18 protein-coding genes are annotated in these 18,496 nt (G+C 61.2%); 10 read left to right on the forward strand and 8 right to left on the reverse strand.

The window, feature by feature from the left end; translation table 11 throughout:
- Positions 1-74: 74 nt before the first annotated feature.
- The 4 genes from V6943_RS18130 to V6943_RS18145 all read right to left on the reverse strand — a co-directional run bounded on the left by V6943_RS18130 (position 75) and on the right by V6943_RS18145 (position 4,896).
- A complete protein-coding gene (locus tag V6943_RS18130) occupies positions 75-842 on the reverse strand; it encodes an SIR2 family NAD-dependent protein deacylase (RefSeq protein ID WP_197445095.1) in 768 nt (255 codons plus the stop codon).
- 91 nt (positions 843-933) lie between these two features.
- A complete protein-coding gene (locus V6943_RS18135; RefSeq protein ID WP_197445094.1) occupies positions 934-2,430 on the reverse strand; it encodes a methyl-accepting chemotaxis protein in 1,497 nt (498 codons plus the stop codon).
- Positions 2,431-2,504: 74 nt separating this feature from the next.
- Positions 2,505-3,929: a deoxyribodipyrimidine photo-lyase gene (gene phrB / locus V6943_RS18140; RefSeq protein ID WP_181103469.1), complete on the reverse strand. Its 1,425-nt coding sequence runs from the start codon at positions 3,927-3,929 to the stop codon at positions 2,505-2,507.
- Positions 3,930-3,939: 10 nt separating this feature from the next.
- Positions 3,940-4,896, reverse strand: coding sequence for a YbgA family protein (locus V6943_RS18145; protein WP_181103472.1), 957 nt, complete (start codon positions 4,894-4,896; stop codon positions 3,940-3,942).
- 159 nt (positions 4,897-5,055) lie between these two features.
- Between V6943_RS18145 and V6943_RS18150 the strand changes: the two genes are divergently transcribed.
- Complete coding sequence (locus tag V6943_RS18150) at positions 5,056-5,262, forward strand: hypothetical protein (protein ID WP_340555025.1); 207 nt, start codon at positions 5,056-5,058, stop codon at positions 5,260-5,262.
- Between the two features lie 58 nt (positions 5,263-5,320).
- Positions 5,321-6,346 (forward strand): ferrochelatase, encoded by a 1,026-nt coding sequence (hemH, locus tag V6943_RS18155; protein ID WP_340554948.1) that lies wholly within the window; start codon positions 5,321-5,323, stop codon positions 6,344-6,346.
- Between the two features lie 9 nt (positions 6,347-6,355).
- On the opposite strand, the gene V6943_RS18160 is transcribed toward hemH, so the two are convergent.
- Positions 6,356-6,802: a PAS domain-containing protein gene (locus tag V6943_RS18160; protein WP_131648868.1), complete on the reverse strand. Its 447-nt coding sequence runs from the start codon at positions 6,800-6,802 to the stop codon at positions 6,356-6,358.
- 139 nt (positions 6,803-6,941) lie between these two features.
- On the opposite strand from V6943_RS18160, the gene V6943_RS18165 reads away from it, so the two are divergent.
- The gene (locus tag V6943_RS18165) at positions 6,942-7,886 is read left to right on the forward strand and encodes a MerR family transcriptional regulator (RefSeq protein ID WP_445324155.1); all 945 of its coding nucleotides are present in this window, start codon (positions 6,942-6,944) and stop codon (positions 7,884-7,886) included.
- Positions 7,887-7,984: 98 nt separating this feature from the next.
- Complete coding sequence (gene pqqF / locus V6943_RS18170) at positions 7,985-10,510, forward strand: pyrroloquinoline quinone biosynthesis protein PqqF (RefSeq protein ID WP_181103475.1); 2,526 nt, start codon at positions 7,985-7,987, stop codon at positions 10,508-10,510.
- 74 nt (positions 10,511-10,584) lie between these two features.
- Here pqqF and V6943_RS18175 read toward each other — a convergent pair whose 3' ends face one another.
- Positions 10,585-11,007, reverse strand: coding sequence for a VOC family protein (locus V6943_RS18175; RefSeq protein WP_131648866.1), 423 nt, complete (start codon positions 11,005-11,007; stop codon positions 10,585-10,587).
- Between the two features lie 63 nt (positions 11,008-11,070).
- On the reverse strand, positions 11,071-11,778 hold the full coding sequence (locus V6943_RS18180; protein WP_181103478.1) for a 3'-5' exonuclease domain-containing protein 2: 708 nt from the start codon (positions 11,776-11,778) through the stop codon (positions 11,071-11,073).
- A gap of 288 nt (positions 11,779-12,066) precedes the next feature.
- On the opposite strand from V6943_RS18180, the gene V6943_RS18185 reads away from it, so the two are divergent.
- Positions 12,067-13,428: a pectate lyase family protein gene (locus V6943_RS18185; RefSeq protein ID WP_219853137.1), complete on the forward strand. Its 1,362-nt coding sequence runs from the start codon at positions 12,067-12,069 to the stop codon at positions 13,426-13,428.
- Positions 13,429-13,546: 118 nt separating this feature from the next.
- Here the strand turns inward: V6943_RS18185 and V6943_RS18190 are convergent, their stop codons facing one another.
- On the reverse strand, positions 13,547-14,746 hold the full coding sequence (locus V6943_RS18190) for an MFS transporter (RefSeq protein ID WP_340554950.1): 1,200 nt from the start codon (positions 14,744-14,746) through the stop codon (positions 13,547-13,549).
- Positions 14,747-15,080: 334 nt separating this feature from the next.
- Here V6943_RS18190 and pqqA point away from each other — a divergent pair, with 334 nt between their 5' ends.
- The 5 genes from pqqA to pqqE all read left to right on the forward strand — a co-directional run bounded on the left by pqqA (position 15,081) and on the right by pqqE (position 18,480).
- On the forward strand, positions 15,081-15,152 hold the full coding sequence (gene pqqA / locus V6943_RS18195) for a pyrroloquinoline quinone precursor peptide PqqA (RefSeq protein WP_110660746.1): 72 nt from the start codon (positions 15,081-15,083) through the stop codon (positions 15,150-15,152).
- Positions 15,153-15,197: 45 nt separating this feature from the next.
- Positions 15,198-16,109 carry a pyrroloquinoline quinone biosynthesis protein PqqB gene (gene pqqB, locus V6943_RS18200; protein ID WP_340554951.1) on the forward strand — a complete coding sequence of 304 codons (912 nt, stop codon included), beginning with the start codon at positions 15,198-15,200 and terminating at the stop codon, positions 16,107-16,109.
- A gap of 77 nt (positions 16,110-16,186) precedes the next feature.
- Positions 16,187-16,939, forward strand: a complete 753-nt coding sequence (gene pqqC, locus V6943_RS18205; protein WP_340554952.1) for a pyrroloquinoline-quinone synthase PqqC — start codon at positions 16,187-16,189, stop codon at positions 16,937-16,939.
- A gap of 136 nt (positions 16,940-17,075) precedes the next feature.
- Positions 17,076-17,354: a pyrroloquinoline quinone biosynthesis peptide chaperone PqqD gene (pqqD, locus tag V6943_RS18210; protein WP_131648861.1), complete on the forward strand. Its 279-nt coding sequence runs from the start codon at positions 17,076-17,078 to the stop codon at positions 17,352-17,354.
- Positions 17,326-18,480: a pyrroloquinoline quinone biosynthesis protein PqqE gene (gene pqqE / locus V6943_RS18215; RefSeq protein WP_340554953.1), complete on the forward strand. Its 1,155-nt coding sequence runs from the start codon at positions 17,326-17,328 to the stop codon at positions 18,478-18,480. Before pqqD ends, pqqE begins: the two co-directional genes overlap by 29 nt.
- Positions 18,481-18,496 lie beyond the last annotated feature (16 nt).

An 18,496-nucleotide genomic window follows, 5' to 3' on the forward strand; every position in this document is an offset into this window, starting at 1 on the left:
CTTTGCGACACCTTCACATTGCGAGTTCGCCGGGATGGCGTTCGCCGATTCCTATCAGGCGGCGCAGCCGGCTTTCAGTCTCTGGAGCTTCCAAACGTCTCCTGTATGAGTTCAGGCAACTTTTCGCCAGCCGGGCCAGCCAATGCGTATTCCCGTTTACCGTGGCTGGCCATGGCCTGGGGATTGACGTGGATGACAGTCGCACCGGCACGCCAGGCCAGCCCTGGCATTTCTGCCGCCGGGTAGACTAGGCCGGAGGTGCCTACCGATATCAGCACATCACAGTGCTCCGCCGCAGCGAATGCGGTGTTTAGCTGATCGACCGGCAGGCTCTCGCCAAACCAGACCACACCGGGGCGCAACGGGCCATCGCAGACCGCGCATCGAGGTGGCTGTACTCGGCGGCCGCCTTCCGGTTCGTCGGGCATGCCGAGCGGTCCGTTCGGAGCTTCGCCGCATTCGAAACAGCGCGGCCGATGCAAACTGCCATGCAGATGAACGACCTCATCGCTGCCGGCACGCTCATGCAGATCGTCGACGTTCTGAGTGATCAGCGTGAGGCGCGGTACATGCCGGCTCAGCTCGGCAATGGCCCGGTGCGCCGGGTTAGGCTGAGCTTGCAGAACCTTCATGCGGCGCCATTCGTACCAGCCCCAGACCAGTTCCGGGTCCGCGCAGAAGGCCTCGGGTGTGGCCAGCGAGGCGGCGTCGAAGCGTTCCCAGAGCCCGGTCAGCGAGTCGCGGAACGTTGGAATACCGCTTTCGGCCGAGACGCCCGCTCCGGTGAACACAACGATGTGCTGGGCGCTGCGCAAGGTTTCGATCAACGGGGCGGGGATCATCGGCACGGCTCCTATTGGTTACTGATGGCAGAAATGCACAAGCGCCCATCAGACCATTTAAATATCGCCGATTCCAAACCCTGTGATCGCTTCAGTTCAGGGCAAAGCGGCCGCTGAGCGAGCCTAGCCGCGAGGCCAATGCGCTGAGATCGCTGCTGTCCTGATCGAGCCGATTCGCATCTGACGCATTCTGATCGGCGATCTGCTGGACGCTCTGCAAGTGACGGGCAACATCCGCCGATACGGTGGTCTGCTGATGAGTCGCTGCGGCAATCAGTTCGTTCATCTGGCTGATCGCATCGATTTCCTGCGCGACCGCTGCCAGCAGCAAGGTCGTCTGCTGACTGTCTGCGACGCAGCGGCCGACGCTGTCACGGCTTTGCTGCATGGATTCGACGGCCTTGCGGCTGTCCTGTTGCAGGCGGCTGATGATTTCGTGGATTTCGCCGGTGGACTCGGCTGTCTTGCTCGCCAGGTTACGCACCTCTTCGGCGACCACAGCGAAACCCCGCCCTTGCTCGCCGGCCCGCGCCGCTTCGATCGCGGCGTTGAGCGCGAGCAGGTTGGTCTGATCGGCAATGCTTCGAATCACATCCAGCACGCGGCCGATCTGTTCGGACTGGACGGCCAGGTCCTGCATCGTTGCATCGGTGGCGTCGATGCGCCGGGCGAGCCCGGTGATTTCCTTCAGGCTGGTCGACACGGCGGCTCGCCCCTGTTCGGCCTTCATATTGGCCGAGTGTGCGGCCTGGGCAGCCCGGTCGGCGTGGCTCGCGACGTTATCAATGGCGGTCGACATCTGCTGCATGGCGTTGACCATGTAGGCGGTCTCTGCAAGCTGCCGATCGGCACCCTCGCGCATGTCGCGAGTAGCTTGGTGCAGGTGGCTGGCGGTGTCGTCCAGGCCCCGTGTATCACGGACCGTTGCGCCAACCAGCTCGGCGAGCTGATCGAGAAAGTGGTTGAAGCGCTGGGCGATCGGCCCGCTGGCACCGCTGCGTTGGCGCAGATCGATCTGCACGGGATCGCGCGTAATGTCGGCAGCGGCACTTAGCAGCGCTTCGCCTTCGCGCGCCTCGGCATTGGCGCGCACGGCCAGATAGATCAGGATTGCGCTCTCCAGCACCACATAGAACGCATGCAGCATCACCACGCCCCAGCTGCCGTCGGGCATCACGAATACGCCAGCCTGCTGCTGTTGCAGAGCAAAGAAGCTCAGGTGATGAATAGCAATGGTGGTGGCCGCCACGACGATTGGCAGCCAGTCTCGGTAGTACACCAGAAAGGCAAGCAGCGCGAAGATGCCGAAGTGCATTTCCAGCATGCCGTGGGCGAGGTTGATGTGCAGCGCGGCCATGACCATGAAGCCTGCACCGATCAGACAGCGCAGCAGACGCTCTCCGGCAATCAGGCCATGCAGCAGCGTCATGGCCAGTGCCGTACCGCTGCCGATAGCAATGGCCTGCGCCCAATTGCCATACAGCGTGGCCAGGCCGAGCGCGTAGGCGGTCAGAAACCACAGCACACCAAGCATGATGCGATCGGCTTTGCGGTAGTGATCCTTAAGCGTGAAGGTGTCGCTGGACATGCTATGTCTCCGAGACGAGTCGCGTGGTGTTTGCAGTACTGAAATAGCGCTTCGGCGTGACATTCGCGGATCAGTCATAAGCGCTTTGCCAAATGTCTGAAGGCAGACAGGGCGCGCTCACGGCTAGTCGCCAACTCGGTGATCGGGTGTGGGTAGCCGTTGAGATGAAGGCCCTGGCGGAAACTCGGGTCATGGATGTCGCGATCGTTCAAGTGCGCCAGCTCAGGCAACCACTGGCGGAGGAAACGGCCTTGCGGATCGAATTTCGCCGACTGGCTGAGCGGATTGAACAGGCGGAAGTAGGGCACCGAGTCGGTGCCGGTCGAAGCGCTCCATTGCCAGCCGCCGTTGTTCGCGGCGAGGTCGCCATCGATCAGGTGCCGCATGAACCAACGCTCGCCTTCGCGCCAGTCGATCAGCAGGTTCTTGCTCAGAAACATGGCGACCAGCATGCGCAGGCGGTTATGCATCCAGCCGGTCGCCAGCAGTTGCCGCATGGCCGCATCGATGATTGGAAAACCGGTGCGCCCCTGCTGCCAGGCAGCCAGCTCATCGGGCGCGTTGCGCCAGGGCAGGGCTTCGGTTTCAGGGCGAAAGGCGCGCCCCATCGATACTCGCGGATAGCCCACCAGCACATGTTTGTAGAATTCGCGCCAGAGCAGTTCGTTGATCCAGGTGACAGCGCCCGGATTACCGCTGTCGAGCTCGCCCCGGTTCGTTGCCAGAGCGGCGTGAAGACATTGCCGGGGCGAAATGACGCCGGCGGCCAGGTAGGGCGACAGCTGACTGGTGCCAGGCTCGGCGGGAAGGTCGCGGCGCTGCTGATAATCGGCCATGTCGTCTTCGACAAAGCAGGCCAGACGTGTACGTGCGAAGTCTTCGCCGGCGGGCCAGAACGAGCGCAGTTGCTCGGTAGGCGGCGCGAAGCCTTCTATCGTCATTGGGAGCGGATCGCGTGACACGGGCAGCCACGCTTGCGGCGCGGGTACCGGCAAGCAGCGCGGCAGTGAATGGCTCAGGCGTGAATAGCAGACCTTGCGGAACGGGCTGAAGACCTTGAAGCCCTGGCCGGCCAAGGATTGCACGCTGCCTGGTGCAAAAAGCAGCTGGTCCAGATGCTGTCGCAGCGACGCGCCCGTGTGGAGGAGTGCTGCGGCCACCGCCTCGTCACGTCGTTGCTCGTTCACGCCATATTCGTCATTGATATGCACGCTGCCGATTTCGTGCTCGCGGCAGAGATCGGCGACAAGCGCGGGCACGGCTTGCCAGTCATCGACGCAGCGGATCAGTAGCGGCACGTTCAGCTCGGCGAGACGTGCCGAGAGAGCGCCCAGGTTGCGCAGCCAAAAATCGACCTTGCAGGCCGCGTCGCCATGGGCGAGCCACTGCACGGGCGTGATCAGGTACAGCGCGATGGTCGGGCCAGCGTTCATCGCGGCGGACAGGGCGGTATTGTCGGTCACGCGCAGATCGCTGCGCAGCCAGATCAGCTGATTCATGTGCAAGTATTCAGATCCCGTTGCGCAAGCTGAGGTCTTCAGGATGCGGCTGCAGATAGGCCTGGCTGGCTACGTAGCGATCCGGATGCCGGCGGAAGTGGTGTTTAAGCAGCGTCAGTGGCACGATGAGGGGTACGATGCCTTCGCGATACTGGGTTATCAGGCGCTGCAGTTCCTGTTTGTCGTCGCCTTCGAGATATTTTTTTAGATAACCACTCAGGTGCTGCAAAACGTTGCTGTGGTTGCCGCGCGAGGCGTTCTTTTTCAGCGCCGCCATCAGCTGGCTGAAGTAAGCCGGTGCGAATTCCTCCAGCGATATATTGCCGACGCCCCCGACCATCCGACCGAGCGCTTTGTATTGCAGCGGGTCGCTCGCCATGAGCTGGTACTTGTGGCGTGAATGGAAATTCACCAGGGCCTTGCGTGTCAGGCCCGTACGCAGCAGGCGCTGCCATTCGGCATGGGCATATATTCGCGTCAGAAAGTTCTCGCGCAGCACCGGGTCATTGAGTCTGCCAGCCTCTTCGATCGGCAGATCTGGCCGCATCCGCATCAGGCCCTGGGCAAACAGGCCGGAGCCGCCGCCTTCGGCCGGATGGCCGCTGGCCTGGTACACCTTCACCCGCTCCACGCCGCAGGAGGGGGATTTCTGCATCAGGATGTAGCCACTGATGTCATCCAGCTCGGTGGCGATCCGCTCGCCATAAGCAACTAGCGCATCAGTGACATCCAGCTCCAGATGCACCGTGCCGACCGCGCGCGGGTGCTCAGGGGCGCCAACCAGCCGGATTGGCTCGCGAGGCGTGCCCAGCCCGATGGCCACTTCGGGGCAAATCGACACGAACTGGAAGTGACGAGCCAGCGTTTCGCTGCATAGACGCGACTCCTTGTGCCCGCCATTGAAGCGCACCGGATTGCCAAGTAGACAAGCGCTGATACCGATCTTGATGACAGTTGACGTAGACATCGGGCTGGCCTCGATACGTACCTGTACAAGGCGTTTTGTTTGTACAGTATTTGCCGGCATCTTAAAGTCGGCCTTGTACAAGTCAACCTGATTTGTACAATTCAAGCCGCGCCGGGCATCGCTAGCCGTGACAGCCGTACCACGCAGAAAGGCGTTTCGATGCAACGTGTGCGTAACCAGAGCGAACGAATTGCTCTGATAGATTTTCTGTTGCAGCAGCCCCCTGCGCACGGCCCCTACAATGCCTGCTCGCCGCAACCGGTGCGCAACGCGCTATTGCCAGGGGACGAACGTGCCGACTTCCCGGCGTTGGGGTTTCTGGATGCGGCATTGGCGGACCTGCGCAAGCTGTGGTCGCCTGTGTGAAAATGGCGCGCCGCCCGGCAGGGCTGTGTAGTTGTTCAATCAGTAGTCAGGAATGTGCATGTCTGAGCAGGCGTTGTTATTGGTAAACCTGGGGTCACCGGCTTCCACCGATGTGGCGGGCGTGCGTCGCTATCTCGACCAGTTCCTGATGGACCCTTACGTCGTCGATCTGCCATGGCCGGTTCGCCGCTTGCTGGTGTCGCTGATTCTGCTTAAACGCCCCGCGCAGTCCGCTCATGCCTACGCATCAATCTGGTGGCCGGAAGGATCACCGCTGGTGGTGCTCAGCCAACGGCTGGCCGATGCGGTGCGCCCTCACTGGACGGAGGGTCCGGTGGAGTTGGCGATGCGCTATGGCGAGCCCTCGATCGAGCGCGCTTTGGTCGGGCTGGCGAAGCGGGGCATCAAGCAGGTGACTTTTGCGCCGCTGTATCCGCAATTCGCTGATAGCACCACGACGACCGCCATCGAGGAAGCACGCCGGGTCATTCGAGACAATCGTCTGGATATCAGGCTGTCGATCCTGCAGCCCTTCTACGACCAGCCCGAATACCTCGATGCACTGGTCGACAGCGTGAAGCCATACCTGGCGCAAGAATACGATCATCTGCTGCTGAGCTTTCACGGCCTGCCCGAGCGTCATCTGCACAAGACCGATCCAACCGGTTCGCACTGCCTGAAAGGCGCCGATTGCTGCCAGCGGGCCGAGGGCGCCGTACTCGCAGGTTGCTATCGTGCTCAGTGCATGCAAAGCGGCGCTGCGTTTGCCGAGCGCGCCGGATTGCGTGCGGAGCAGTGGTCGGTGTCGTTCCAGTCACGGCTCGGTCGTGCCAAATGGATCGAGCCTTATACCGAAGCGCAGCTGGAAGAATTAGCGGCCAAAGGCGTCAAGAAGCTGCTAGTGATGTGCCCGGCATTCGTTGCGGATTGCATCGAGACACTGGAAGAGATCGGCGATCGTGGCCGCGAGCAGTTCATCGCTGCGGGTGGGGAAGAGCTGCACCTGATTCCCTGCCTCAATACTCATGAAAGCTGGGTGCAGGCACTGATCGCCCTGTGCCGGCGCGCCCCGCAGGCACTGTGAAAACCGCAGTCATTGCTTCAGTGTGGCGAGCTGTTCCTTGAGTCGCCGCACTTCGGCTTCCAGTTCGACTACGCGCTGCCTGGCCTCGACCTCACGGCTGACATCCTTCTGGATACCGATGAAATAGGTCAGTTGGTCAGCTTCGTTGAACACTGGAGTAATCGAAAGCTCGTTCCAGAACGCGCTGCCATCCTTGCGGTAATTGCGAAGCGTCTGGCGACACGGCTGGTGGCTTCTGATCGCTTTGCGAATCGCCGCGATCCCGGGCTGGTCGCGGTGGCCGGCCTGTAGAAAACGACAATCCTGATAGAGAGTATCGTCCACATCGTAGCCGGTCAGCCGCTGAAAGGCGGGGTTAGCGTAGATGAGGATGTTGTCGTCGCCTTCCTGCTCGGCGACCACGATCCCGTCGTTGGAGGCTTCGATTACCAGTTGCAGCAGTTTGGCATTGATCATCGGGATGTCTCTTATCGGTGTTGCGACATTCTAGGGCAGGTTCGGACGGCTCGGCACGAGGCGCTTGGCGCCGGCTCGTGCGGTTCAGGCGTAACCCTAAGCTACAATGCGCCAATCCTTCTACATGAGCTGCCGCGTCATGACTCAACTTGACCGTGCTTGCACGATGCCTGCTTTAGATCCGCTCAAGCGGGACGAACTGTTCCCCATTGGGGAAGTCTCGCGCCTGACAGGCGTCAACGCGGTCACGCTGCGCGCATGGGAGCGCCGCTACGGCCTCATTCAGCCCACTCGCACCGAAAGCGGCCATCGCCTCTATTCCATGGCCGATATCGAAGCGATTCGCAGCATCCTGGCCTGGATTGACCGCGGCGTCACGGTAAGCAAAGTGGGCAGTATCCTGTCTCGCGACGCTGCAAAGTCTGAGGGGCGGTGGCATGCGGACGCAGCCGAGTGGGGCGATTGGACGGCGCAGGTGCAGCGTGCCGTGGGCAGCTTCGATCACTCCTGGCTTGAACAGATATACGGGCAGCTCATTTCCACTTATTCGCTGCTGATAGTCCTTCAGGATGTGATGCTGCCGTTGTGGCAGCGGCTGTCGCTGCGTCAGGGCGAATATGGCCAGACCAGCGAATGGCTGTTCCTCGATGCCTTCCTCCGTGCCCGCGTGCTGCAAAGCTTGCAGCTTGATCGCGATCAGGCGAAGAGTCGGGTACTGCTGGCTGCGGTCCCGGGGCAATGTCGTGAGCTGGAACTGCTGGTCACTGGCCTGTTGCTGTCCAGCGATACGGTTGCGCTCAATGTGCTGGCAGTCGGTCAGCCACTGAACGAGTTGCCACTGGTTTGCGAGAAAACTCGCCCGAGAGCGTTGGTGCTGTATTCCAACGTACCGCCGAACGCGGTGCTGCTGCGTCAACTGGCCAAACTCGCGTTGGGGCTCGATTGCCCATTGGCGTTGGCAGGCGAGGCGGCCGAGTTTTCAGAGCAGAGCTTGCGAGGCTCACCGATTGCGCGCCTCGGCAATTCGGGCGAACTTATGCAACGCCGTCTGCGGCAGTTTCTCGATGGACGTCTGGACACCTGACGTTTTCCTGAGCGGAGCATCGGTTCCGCTCCTGAATCATTGTGTCTAACTCCAGTTGGCGCGATGCTCAGTGACTTCAGCCGAAACACGATGCCGTCATGCACCAGTTTGCCGATCTAGCCCAACGCCCGCTGCAACTGACTCTGACCAACGGGTTGCGAGTGCGTCTGGTGCGGCTGCCGCACAGCGCGCAGGCCGCAGCCCTGATACGGGTGCATGCCGGTTCCCATGACGCGCCCCGATCCTATCCGGGGCTCGCCCATTTTCTCGAACACCTGCTGTTTCTTGGCAGCCGGGATTACCCGGTGGCGCAGAGCCTGATGCCCTTCATCCAGGCCTGCGGCGGGCAACTGAACGCATCGACGCGAGAGCGACACACTGACTTTTTCTTCCAGCTTCCGGCTGGCCAGCTCGAGGAAGGCTTGCGCTGTCTGCTGGATATGCTGGCGTATCCGCTGCTCGATCCAGACGCTCAATTGCGTGAGCGCGAGGTGTTGCACGCCGAGTTCCTTGCCCGCGCTAAGGATCGGGAGACGCTATCCGATGCAGCGTTGGCCCGCGCAATCGACTCCACGCACCCAGCCAGCGGCTTTCATGCCGGCAACCGGGAAACCTTGCCGGTAGATGAACCAGATTTCCAGCAGGCGCTGCACGGCTACCATCAGCGCTTCTATCGGACAGGGCAGATGGAGCTGCTACTGGCCGGTCCGCAGAGCGAAGCTGTATTGCAGCGCCTTGCGGAACAGGCCGACATATCGCTGATCGCAGGTGCTGCCGTGCGGCGATCCCCGCCCGTGTTGCATGCTCGCACTGAGGGATGGTCGAGGCTGCAACTGGAACAAACCCAGCCGCGTTTGCTGCTCGCCTTCATTGTCGACGGTTTGGATGAGCACGCCTTGCCGGCGCTGGATTACCTCGCAACCTGGATCGCCTCTGAAGCGCCGAATGGTTTGTCGCAGCGCTTGCAGGCGGCGGGTCTGTGCCAGGCGCTGTCGCTACGGGTGCCATACTGGTTCGCAGGGCAGGGCGTGTTGGCCATCGAGGCATCGTTGACGAGCAAGGGCCTGGCGCAGCGAGCCACGGTGGTCGATGCGCTGACGGATTGGCTGCGCTTCTTCGTTGAACCATCCTGTTGGCAAGCGTGCTGGGATGAGTACCGACTGATAGCCGAGCGCAGCCTGCACGGCGCCGAGCTTTTGAGGCTGCTGCGCCATTGGGTGGAACCGCTGGCCTGGGCCGCCGACTCCGATGAAGCCGGCATAGGTGATGCGCTGCGCACCCTGATAAAGCGAATGACGGACATTGGATCTGTGGTTCTCACCGTCGATACGGCTCCGTGCGGCTCGGTCACTAGCGATGGATTTCCGTTGCGCATGGCTAGCGAGCCGCCATTAACCGCCCCGCGCCGCGACTGGCACTGGCAGATTCCACAAGCCAATCCCTGGTTGAAGACCGCCGTGTCGGATGGCAAGGCTGCCAACCCCGTCGCCGCATTGCGCTGGCTGGGACAGACAGAGGAGAGCAACAAGGCTGCATTGATGCTGCGTTGGCGCTTCGCTGAACTGCCGGTGTCTGCACTCTGGCATGGGCTGTCGCATGCGTTGCAAAGATGCGTCTGGGCAGCACGGCAGGCGGGCGTGGAACTGCGATTCGAGGACATGGGGCATAGCTGGACGCTGAGTCTGCGTGGTTTCGCTGAAGCCGTGCCACCCATTCTTGGCGACATTGCCTACTTGCTCGCCAAGCCTCCCGAGGCGTCGCTTGCCCAGTGTGCGCGGTTGGCAGAACAGCACCGTTCGCTGGGGCAGGATGAAATGCTGCTTCGTCAGTTACTCAACCGCCTGCCACGTCTGGTTGCGGGAATGCACCAGTCAGCCGAGCCGGCCAGATCAGTTAATCGCGAACAGCTTCACGCCGCCTGGAGTGATGCGCGCTGGGATGGGCTGGCGGTTGGTTTCTCGTCGCAGACCTCTACGGCGCTGCTGGCATCGGTCGGCGCGCTGCCTGGTCAGCCTGCGCTGGGCAAGGATTGGCTTGAGGCGCCGCCTACGGAAAGTCACTGGCATCAGGTTGGAGACGGGGCGGTCACCAGCGACACGGCATTCATCCTGTTCTGTTCCCTCGCTGATCGCGGCCTTGAAGGCGAGGCGGCGTGGCGTGTGCTGGGGCGTTTGCTGGAGGGCGAATTCTTTCGTCGGATTCGCAGTGAGCTACAGCTGGGTTACGCGGTGCTCAGCCGGTTCTGCCAGTTTGCCGACCAGCCAGGCATGCTCTTCGCGGTGCAGTCGCCGACCGCTTCGGCGACTGAAATCCTCCGCCAAATCGAGGCGTTTCTGGATACCTTCGCGCTGCAGCTGGCAGAGCGCTCGACAGAAGATCTGACAGGGATCGCCCATGCGACAGCCGATCAGCAAGCCGCTGCTTCTGCCGATCTCAATGGCCATGCCGAACGAGCCTGGCAGGCGGTGCTGGCCGGGCATGAATGCGATCGGATCGGGCAAGTGATCAGAGCGATGCGCGAGCTGCGGCCAGCGGATCTTATGGCGGCCTTGCATGACCTGCGCGGTGGCGCTGGCCGGCTGATCGTAACCAATGCGCCTGCGCCGAGTGGTTGGGGCCGATAGGCAGCGCTGCCATTTTCAACACCGAATGCACTCGGTCTGTTCCCGAGAGACTCGAACATCGCTGACCCGCGCGATCAGCCGCCCAGGCTAGGGTCCCTTTCGTTTTCGTACGGTTCATTCGGAAACTGAATCAGGCAAAAGCCGTTGCCGAATGGGTCGCTCAGCGTGACCAGCCTGCCCCAAGCGAACACGCGTATCGGTGTTTCCTGGCGTGCACCGGCCGCTACCGCGCGTGTGGCGGACGCTTCGATATCGTCAACGACGAAGTCGGGATGAATGGGCGTCCAGTGGCGGTCATAGGTACGAATGCCATCGCCGATTGCTGTGGCCGGTTCCGATCCGGCGTGCTCGATCAAGTAGATGCGGCAGCCAGCACCCAGCATTTCCGCTGCCGCCCCGTTGAACAGGGAGCGCGTATGGCGCAAGCCGAGGGCGTCCCGGTAGAAGGGGATCGCCTTGTCCAGATCTGCGACGTCGATGTTCAACAGAAGCTCCATTGTCGTTCGTCTCCGTCATGCTTTTGAACAGCTAAATCTGTACGTCCTGCGGGCTTGGCGTTCTCACGCAGACTGGCTTGCCGACCCGGTGACGATACGGTCCGCCGGCAGCTGCCCGGCGCCATCGCCTAAGGCTAGGTATACCTGTAGCGCGGCGTAGGCGTCGTTTGCGGCGTAATACCGTTGTGCATCGGTCAATGTTCGATTTGCCCAGTTGGACGTAGAGACGCTGCGAGATTTACTCACCCGAGCGCCCAGCACCGCTGCGACCGCGCCTCGCAATCCGACCTGGCCTTTCTTGCTCTGATAGCGCAGCGTCGTGCCAAGGTCGATGTAATGCCGCAACTCGATGCCCAGGCGACTGCGCAATCGGCTTCGATCCGAGCTCAGGCCAAAGCCGACCTTCAGTAATTGGTTCGACTCCAGCACGGCTTTAGCTGCGTCGACGCAACCGTCCACGCCGACCTGAAACAGATAGGCGGTTTGCGGCGTGGCTAGCTGGATCACGTGAGGCCCGGTGGAAGCCTCGCCTATCTTGAAGGTGGGTTTGGATTCGGTATCGAAGCCGATCTGCGCGACGCTCAGGAGGTCAACGACGGCTTGGGAGAACTCCGCCGGTGTCGAAGGCGTGACGATGCGGTCGAGCGTGAGTCCTTCGAAGCGGGGCAGGCCGTCGACTGCCAGCTGTGGGATGCGGATGATGATAGACCTCCATTTCAGAACGCCGCTGCGATCGAGGGTGAGCGGACGGCTTTCAGTATTAAAGCGCATGGCTTGTCAGCCGCGCAGGCATGACAGTTGTTTTTCCTAACTGGTGGGCAGACGGCTTCCAGCGGAGCCGGCCCAATTCTTTAGATTGCGCTCACCTCGAAACGTGACCTGCTCTCGTTCAGCTCCAGCGAAGCATTCCGTCGGAAAATACTAAGCCAGAAGGTATGACGTCATACATTTAATTGACGTTGCATCGGGCTTGCCTAGACTCCGAAACGCCGTTTCACATGAAAAATCGGTGAAAAGCAAATAGCGAAGTATGACAACATCAAAAATAAGGATAAGAAAATGCGAAATGTTGTAGCAGTTATGACGATCTCGTTGGGCATTGGTCTTTCCTCAGCACCGGCCGGTGCGTCGGTAGTCGTCAATGCCGGCCTTGCCGGAGGAAGAATTCCGCTGGAGCGGCAGACGCTTCCGATGCGCGATGGATTTGCATCGATGGGCGGTGGGACCAGCGGTGGCGCCTACGCGGTGCCCGGCCGTGTCTACGATGTCACCACGCGCGCTCAATTGAAGTCGGCGTTCGATGAAGCGGGGGACGAACCCAAGATCGTTCGCGTTCACGGCGCGCTTCTTGGCAACTCGGATGATTCAGGCAATCCGCTGACGTGCGAAGACTATGCGCGGGGGACCGGATATACCCTGGACAGCTACCTGGCTGCATATGATCCAGCGGTCTGGGGATGGGATACGGAGCCCTCCGGTGGTCCGGAGAACGCGCGTCGCCAGTCCGCTGAGAATCAGAAAAACACCATGGTGATCGAGGTGCCGAGCAACACGACGATCATCGGAGCGAACCCCAAGGCGAGCTTGATAGGGTTGTCGTTGCGGATAGACGGCGAACGCAACGTGATCGTGCGTAACCTGAACCACAAAGCCGTCAGCGACTGCTTCCCGCAATGGGACCCGACCGATGGCTCGGACGGAAACTGGAACAGCGAATACGACATGGTTCAGATCATCAACGGCGCGTCCAACATCTGGATCAATCACAACTACTATACGGACGATCCGAACTTCGACGACCAAGCGCCGATGTATTTCGGCAGACCTTTTCAGCAGCATGATGGCTCGGTCGATATCACCTATGGGTCGGACCTCGTCACGGTGTCCTATAACCGCTTCGCGGATCGGGACAAGCTGATGCTGGTCGGTTCCACCGATTCTCCGACGGCGGGAGATCCGGGCAAGCTGCGGGTGACGATTCACCACAACGAGTTCATCAATATCGGTCAGCGCGCCCCGCGCCTCCGCTGGGGGCATGCGGACGTCTACAACAACCATTTCATTCGCAACGACGACGCGCGTGTCCCCTTCGGTTACGCCTTCGGCGTTGGCTATGACTCGCACATCTGGGCGGAAGCCAACGCCTTCACCTTTAGCCCCTCGGTGGACTCGACGCGAATCATCAAGCATTGGAAAGGGCAGGCGATCACGACCATTGGTAACGTCATCAACCGCCGCAAGGTCGATTTGCTCGCGGCTTATAACGCCAACGCCGCAGCCGAGCTGCAGCTAGTGAGCGATACCTCTTGGCGACCGACGCTACGCACCAGGGTCCATCCGGCGCAGGCTATCCCGGGTCTGCTCAAAAGGAAGGTCGGGCCGGTCTTGACGCTGGATAGGGGGCGCAAGCGGCACCGTTAATACATAGCGCCGGGCTCCAGCCTGAATGGCTTGGCAAACGGAGCGGCAAGCTGACAGGAACGCCACTACCGCGGTGGCGTTCTTGCACGACGGACCGGCAGTCTGAGGGCGCGGCGGTTCAGGCCAACCGCATCCGTGGATGCCGGAAAAACCAGATTGCCAGCGGCGAGGCGATCACGATCACGCATAGTCCCAGCAGCGTGATCGCTGCCGGCAGGCCGTGGTGGTCGGCAATCCAGCCTGCGGCGATCAAGGGCGCGATGCTGCCGACGTAGCCGCAAACCAGGTAGGTCGAAATCAGCCCTGAGCGCTCGGTTGGTGTGGCGATGCGGTTGACCATGCTGATGCCGGCCAGCAGGCACATGCCATGTCCTGCTGCCGCGGCGCAGACACCGACGATGAACACGATGGGCGATCCGAGCTTGAAGTTGAGCACGAGCATGGCGTTGCTGAGCACGACCGCCAGCAAGCCGAGAAATCCGCACCAACGCAGGCTCATCCTGGCGCACGCCAGCTGCATCATGGCCGAAGCCAGCAGGATGACGCCGATGGATGTACCGCTCACCACCGGCCCATGCCAAGGCAGCATCTTCTCCAGAAATAGCGGGGCCATCGACGCGTAGATACCGAACACACCGAAGGCGAAGAACGGGCAGGCACAGGTGAGCGTGAACGCCAGCGAATCGCTGCGGCCCGTCCAGGCCAGGCGCGGCATGAAGGTTCGCCAGCTCGGCGATGCGGTCGCCAATTCATCTGTATGCGGTTTTAGTTGCACGCGCATCAAGGCATACACCGCCAGCACACCCAACAATAGTGAGGGTACGTAGGTCACCATCAGCGGGTTCGGTAGCCACTGACCGGTGATGCCGCCCGTTATCGGACCCAGACCAAAGCCAAAGGCGAGCAGGAAGCTGGTGATCATCGATATCCGTTGCGAAGCCCCGTCGCGCGAGATCTGTACCAGTCCGACCGTGGCGCTGGTGACGATCAGACTGGACGACAGACCCACCGCGAAGCGACCCATGTTCAAGGTCGACAGATCCCACGCGAGCATCGTCAGCAGGGTGCCGCCCCAACCCAGCAGCAGGCCGGCCAGCATCACCTTGCGAAAGCCCAGCGTGTCCGACAGGCGCCCCATGAACAGCAGGCCGAACAGCGCGCCCACCATGTAAACCACGTAAATCAGCGAGACGTCACTGGTACGCAACTGCCAGGCCTGCTGGTACAGCGGATAAAGCGGCGAAATGAGCGCTGTGCCCATCACACCCACGCACATGGCGAAGCAGACCCAGGGGAAGGCCGACCAGTTTTCTTTCATCTACACGCCTGCATAACGAAAAGTGAGTGGAAACAATCTCGGTGGCGTTTCCATGAGCAGCCTAACGGTTTTTCGTCGGTGGAGCGATTGCCGAGGCGAACGTTTACGTGACTGCAATCGCAGCGATTCTTAGAGACAAGGCACCGAAGCTGTCTGATGACGCTGAGCTGGACCGGCACTTCCGCTAGAGGTGTTCCGCCGATGACGAGGCGACGCGCTGGGCACTACCCGGACGCTGCGTTGTCTCCTTCTGTGCCATTCTGCTTTTCAGTGGACTAGGGTGTTCAATAGGCTGTCGGGCCAATCCGCAGCCGTAAATAGAGGGGATCGAACCATGTGGACTAAACCTGCTTTCATCGACCTGCGTATCGGTTTCGAAGTGACCATGTACTTCGCCAACCGCTGATTATTCGCCCCGGCCCAGGCCGGGGCTTCGTTTTAAAGGACTGCAATGTTCATCCAGATTCTCGGTTCTGCTGCGGGCGGCGGCTTTCCTCAGTGGAACTGCAACTGCGCCAATTGCGCCGGGTTGCGTAACGGCACCTTGCGCGCACAGGCGCGTACCCAGTCATCCATTGCCATCAGTGATGATGGCGAGCATTGGATACTGTGCAACGCCTCGCCGGACATCCGTGTGCAGCTGGAGTCGTTTCCCGCCCTGCAGCCGGCACGTGCGCCGCGCGATACGGCAATCGGCGCGATCATCCTGCTCGACAGCCAGATCGACCACACCACCGGCTTGCTGACGCTGCGTGAAGGCTGCCCCCATGAAGTCTGGTGTACCGAGATGGTTCATCAGGACCTCACGACCGGTTTTCCGCTGTTCAAGATGCTCGAACACTGGAATGGTGGCCTGCGCTGGAACCCCATTGCACTGGGAAGCAGCTTCCGCACTCCGACCTGTCCAGATCTCGAAATTACGCCAATTCCGCTGCGCAGCGCCGCACCGCCATACTCGCCGCATCGCAACGACCCGCATCCGGGCGACAACATCGGCCTGCTGATCGAGGATCACAACACCGGCGGCGAGCTGTTCTACGCACCGGGGCTGGGCAAAGTCAGCCCCGAGCTGCTGGAACTGATGCGCGGCGCCGATTGCCTGTTAGTCGACGGCACGCTCTGGCGCGATGACGAAATGCGTGTGCGTGAAGTGGGAACCAAGCTCGGGTCCGAGATGGGCCATCTCCAGCAGAGCGGCCGCGGCGGCATGATCGAGGTGCTCGATGGGGTGCCGGCGGCTCGCAAGATCCTCATCCACATAAACAACACCAATCCCATCCTCGATGAAGACTCGGTCGAGCGTGCAACCCTCGACGAGCACGGCATCGAAGTAGCCTTCGATGGCATGAGCATCGAGCTGTAGTGCGCAGAGCGCACCCTATGAGAGCAACCCTTCCCGCGTTGTGCATTGCCGCAGCGGGAACAGCAAAGGAAGCCGCGATGACCCTGCCAGCCATGACCCGCGCTGAGTTCGAGCAGGCGCTGCGCGCCAAGGGCGACTACTACCACATCCACCACCCGTTCCACCGCGCCATGTACGAAGGCCGCTCGACCCGTGAGCAGATTCAGGGTTGGGTAGCGAACCGCTTCTACTACCAGGTGTGCATACCGGTGAAGGATGCTGCGATCCTGGCCAACTGCCCGGATCGCGATACCCGGCGCGAATGGGTACAGCGCATCATCGACCATGATGGTGTGCCCGGCGAGGAGGGCGGCATCGAAGCCTGGCTGCGGTTGGCTGAAGCCGTGGGGCTCGATCGCGAACAGGTTCTGTCGCAGGAGCTGGTGCTACCGGGCGTACGTTTTGCGGTGGATGCCTATGTCAACTTCGCGCGTCGTGCGGTCTGGCAGGAAGCGGCGAGCAGCTCGCTGACCGAACTCTTCGCTCCGACCATCCATCAGTCGCGCCTGGATGCTTGGCCGCAGCATTACAGCTGGATCGATCCGTCCGGTTACGACTATTTCCGCAAGCGCCTGAAAGAAGCGCGCCGCGACGTCGAACACGGCCTACGCATCACGCTCGAGCACTACACCACTCGTGAGAGTCAGGAGCGCATGCTGAACATTCTTCAATTCAAACTCGACGTCTTGTGGAGCATGCTGGACGCCATGAGCATGGCCTACGAACTGGACCGCCCGCCGTACCACACCGTGACCCGCGAGCGCGTCTGGCACAACGGCATTACGTTTTGACACTTCGGTAGTTCGGGCCGGCGGCGCTTCGCTTCGGTAGTAGGGTGGGCTTCAGCCCACCACGAAGCCCGCTCAAACGATTCGATTCACCAACCAGGCTAAGCCACCGCCTGTCCCACTGGCGAGACAACGGACCATGAGTGACATCCAACTGACCCAGATCCCTGCCTTGCGCCGCGGCTTCCGCTTCCAGTGGGAACCTGTGCAGAAATGCCACGTGCTGCTCTATCCCGAAGGCATGATCAAACTCAACGAGAGCGCCGCCGCGGTACTGGCTGAAGTTGACGGCGCTCGTACCGTCGGCGCCATCGTCGCCGATCTGCAGGTGCGCTATCCCGAGGCGGAAGGGATCGAAGAGGATATCGTCGCATTCTTGGAGGTAGCCGTTGAGCGGTTCTGGATCGAGCTTCGCTAAGCCGGGCTTCGAACCCGGTCCGCCGCTATGGCTGCTTGCCGAGCTGACTTATCGCTGCCCGTTGCAGTGCCCGTATTGCTCGAATCCGCTGGATTTTGCCCGCAGCCATGACGAGCTGAGCACTGCCGAATGGATTGAAGTATTCCGCCAGGCGCGCGAAATGGGCGCGGCACAGCTGGGATTCTCGGGAGGTGAACCGCTGGTTCGTCAGGATCTGGCTGAACTGATCAAGGCGGCGCGGGACCTTGGCTACTACACCAACTTGATCACGTCGGGCATCGGCCTGACCGAGGAGAAGATCGCCTCGTTCGCCGACGCTGGCTTCGACCACATCCAGATCAGTTTCCAGGCCGCCGACGAAGAGGTGAACAATCTGCTGGCCGGCTCGAAGAAGGCTTTCGCGCAGAAACTGGCCATGGCGCGTGCGGTGAAAGCCCACGGCTATCCGATGGTGCTCAACTTCGTCACCCATCGGCACAACATCGACAATATCGAACGCATCATCCAGCTGTGCCTGGAGTTGGAAGCGGACTTCGTTGAACTCGCCACCTGTCAATTCTACGGCTGGGCCGAACTCAACCGTATCGGGCTGCTGCCCAGCAAGGAGCAGCTGGTTCGTGCCGAGCGCATCACCAACCAGTGGCGCGACAAGTTGGCCGCCGAAAATCACCCCTGCAAGCTGATCTTCATCACGCCCGATTACTACGAAGAGCGGCCGAAGGGCTGCATGAACGGCTGGGGCAACCTGTTTCTCGACATCACGCCCGACGGCACTGCGTTGCCATGCCACAGCGCGCGTCAGTTGCCGATCAGCTTTCCCAGCGTGCGCGAGCAGAGCATTGAGCAGATCTGGAAGCACCCGTTCGGCTTCAACAAGTTTCGCGGTTTCGACTGGATGCCTGAGCCTTGCCAATCCTGTGACGAGAAGGAAAAGGACTTCGGCGGCTGTCGCTGCCAGGCTTTCATGCTTACTGGCGATGCCGCGAATGCCGACCCGGTGTGCAGCAAATCCGCCCATCACAGCGTAATTCTCGCCGCGCGCACCGAGGCCGAGCAGACGCCGCGCGGGCTGGATGAGCTGACCTTCCGCAACGAGAAGGCATCGCGGCTGATCCTCAAAGTTTGAGACCGTTACGTTACCG

The sequence above is a fragment of the Pseudomonas sp. CBC3 genome (genome assembly GCF_037967085.1).
Lineage (GTDB): Bacteria > Pseudomonadota > Gammaproteobacteria > Pseudomonadales > Pseudomonadaceae > Stutzerimonas.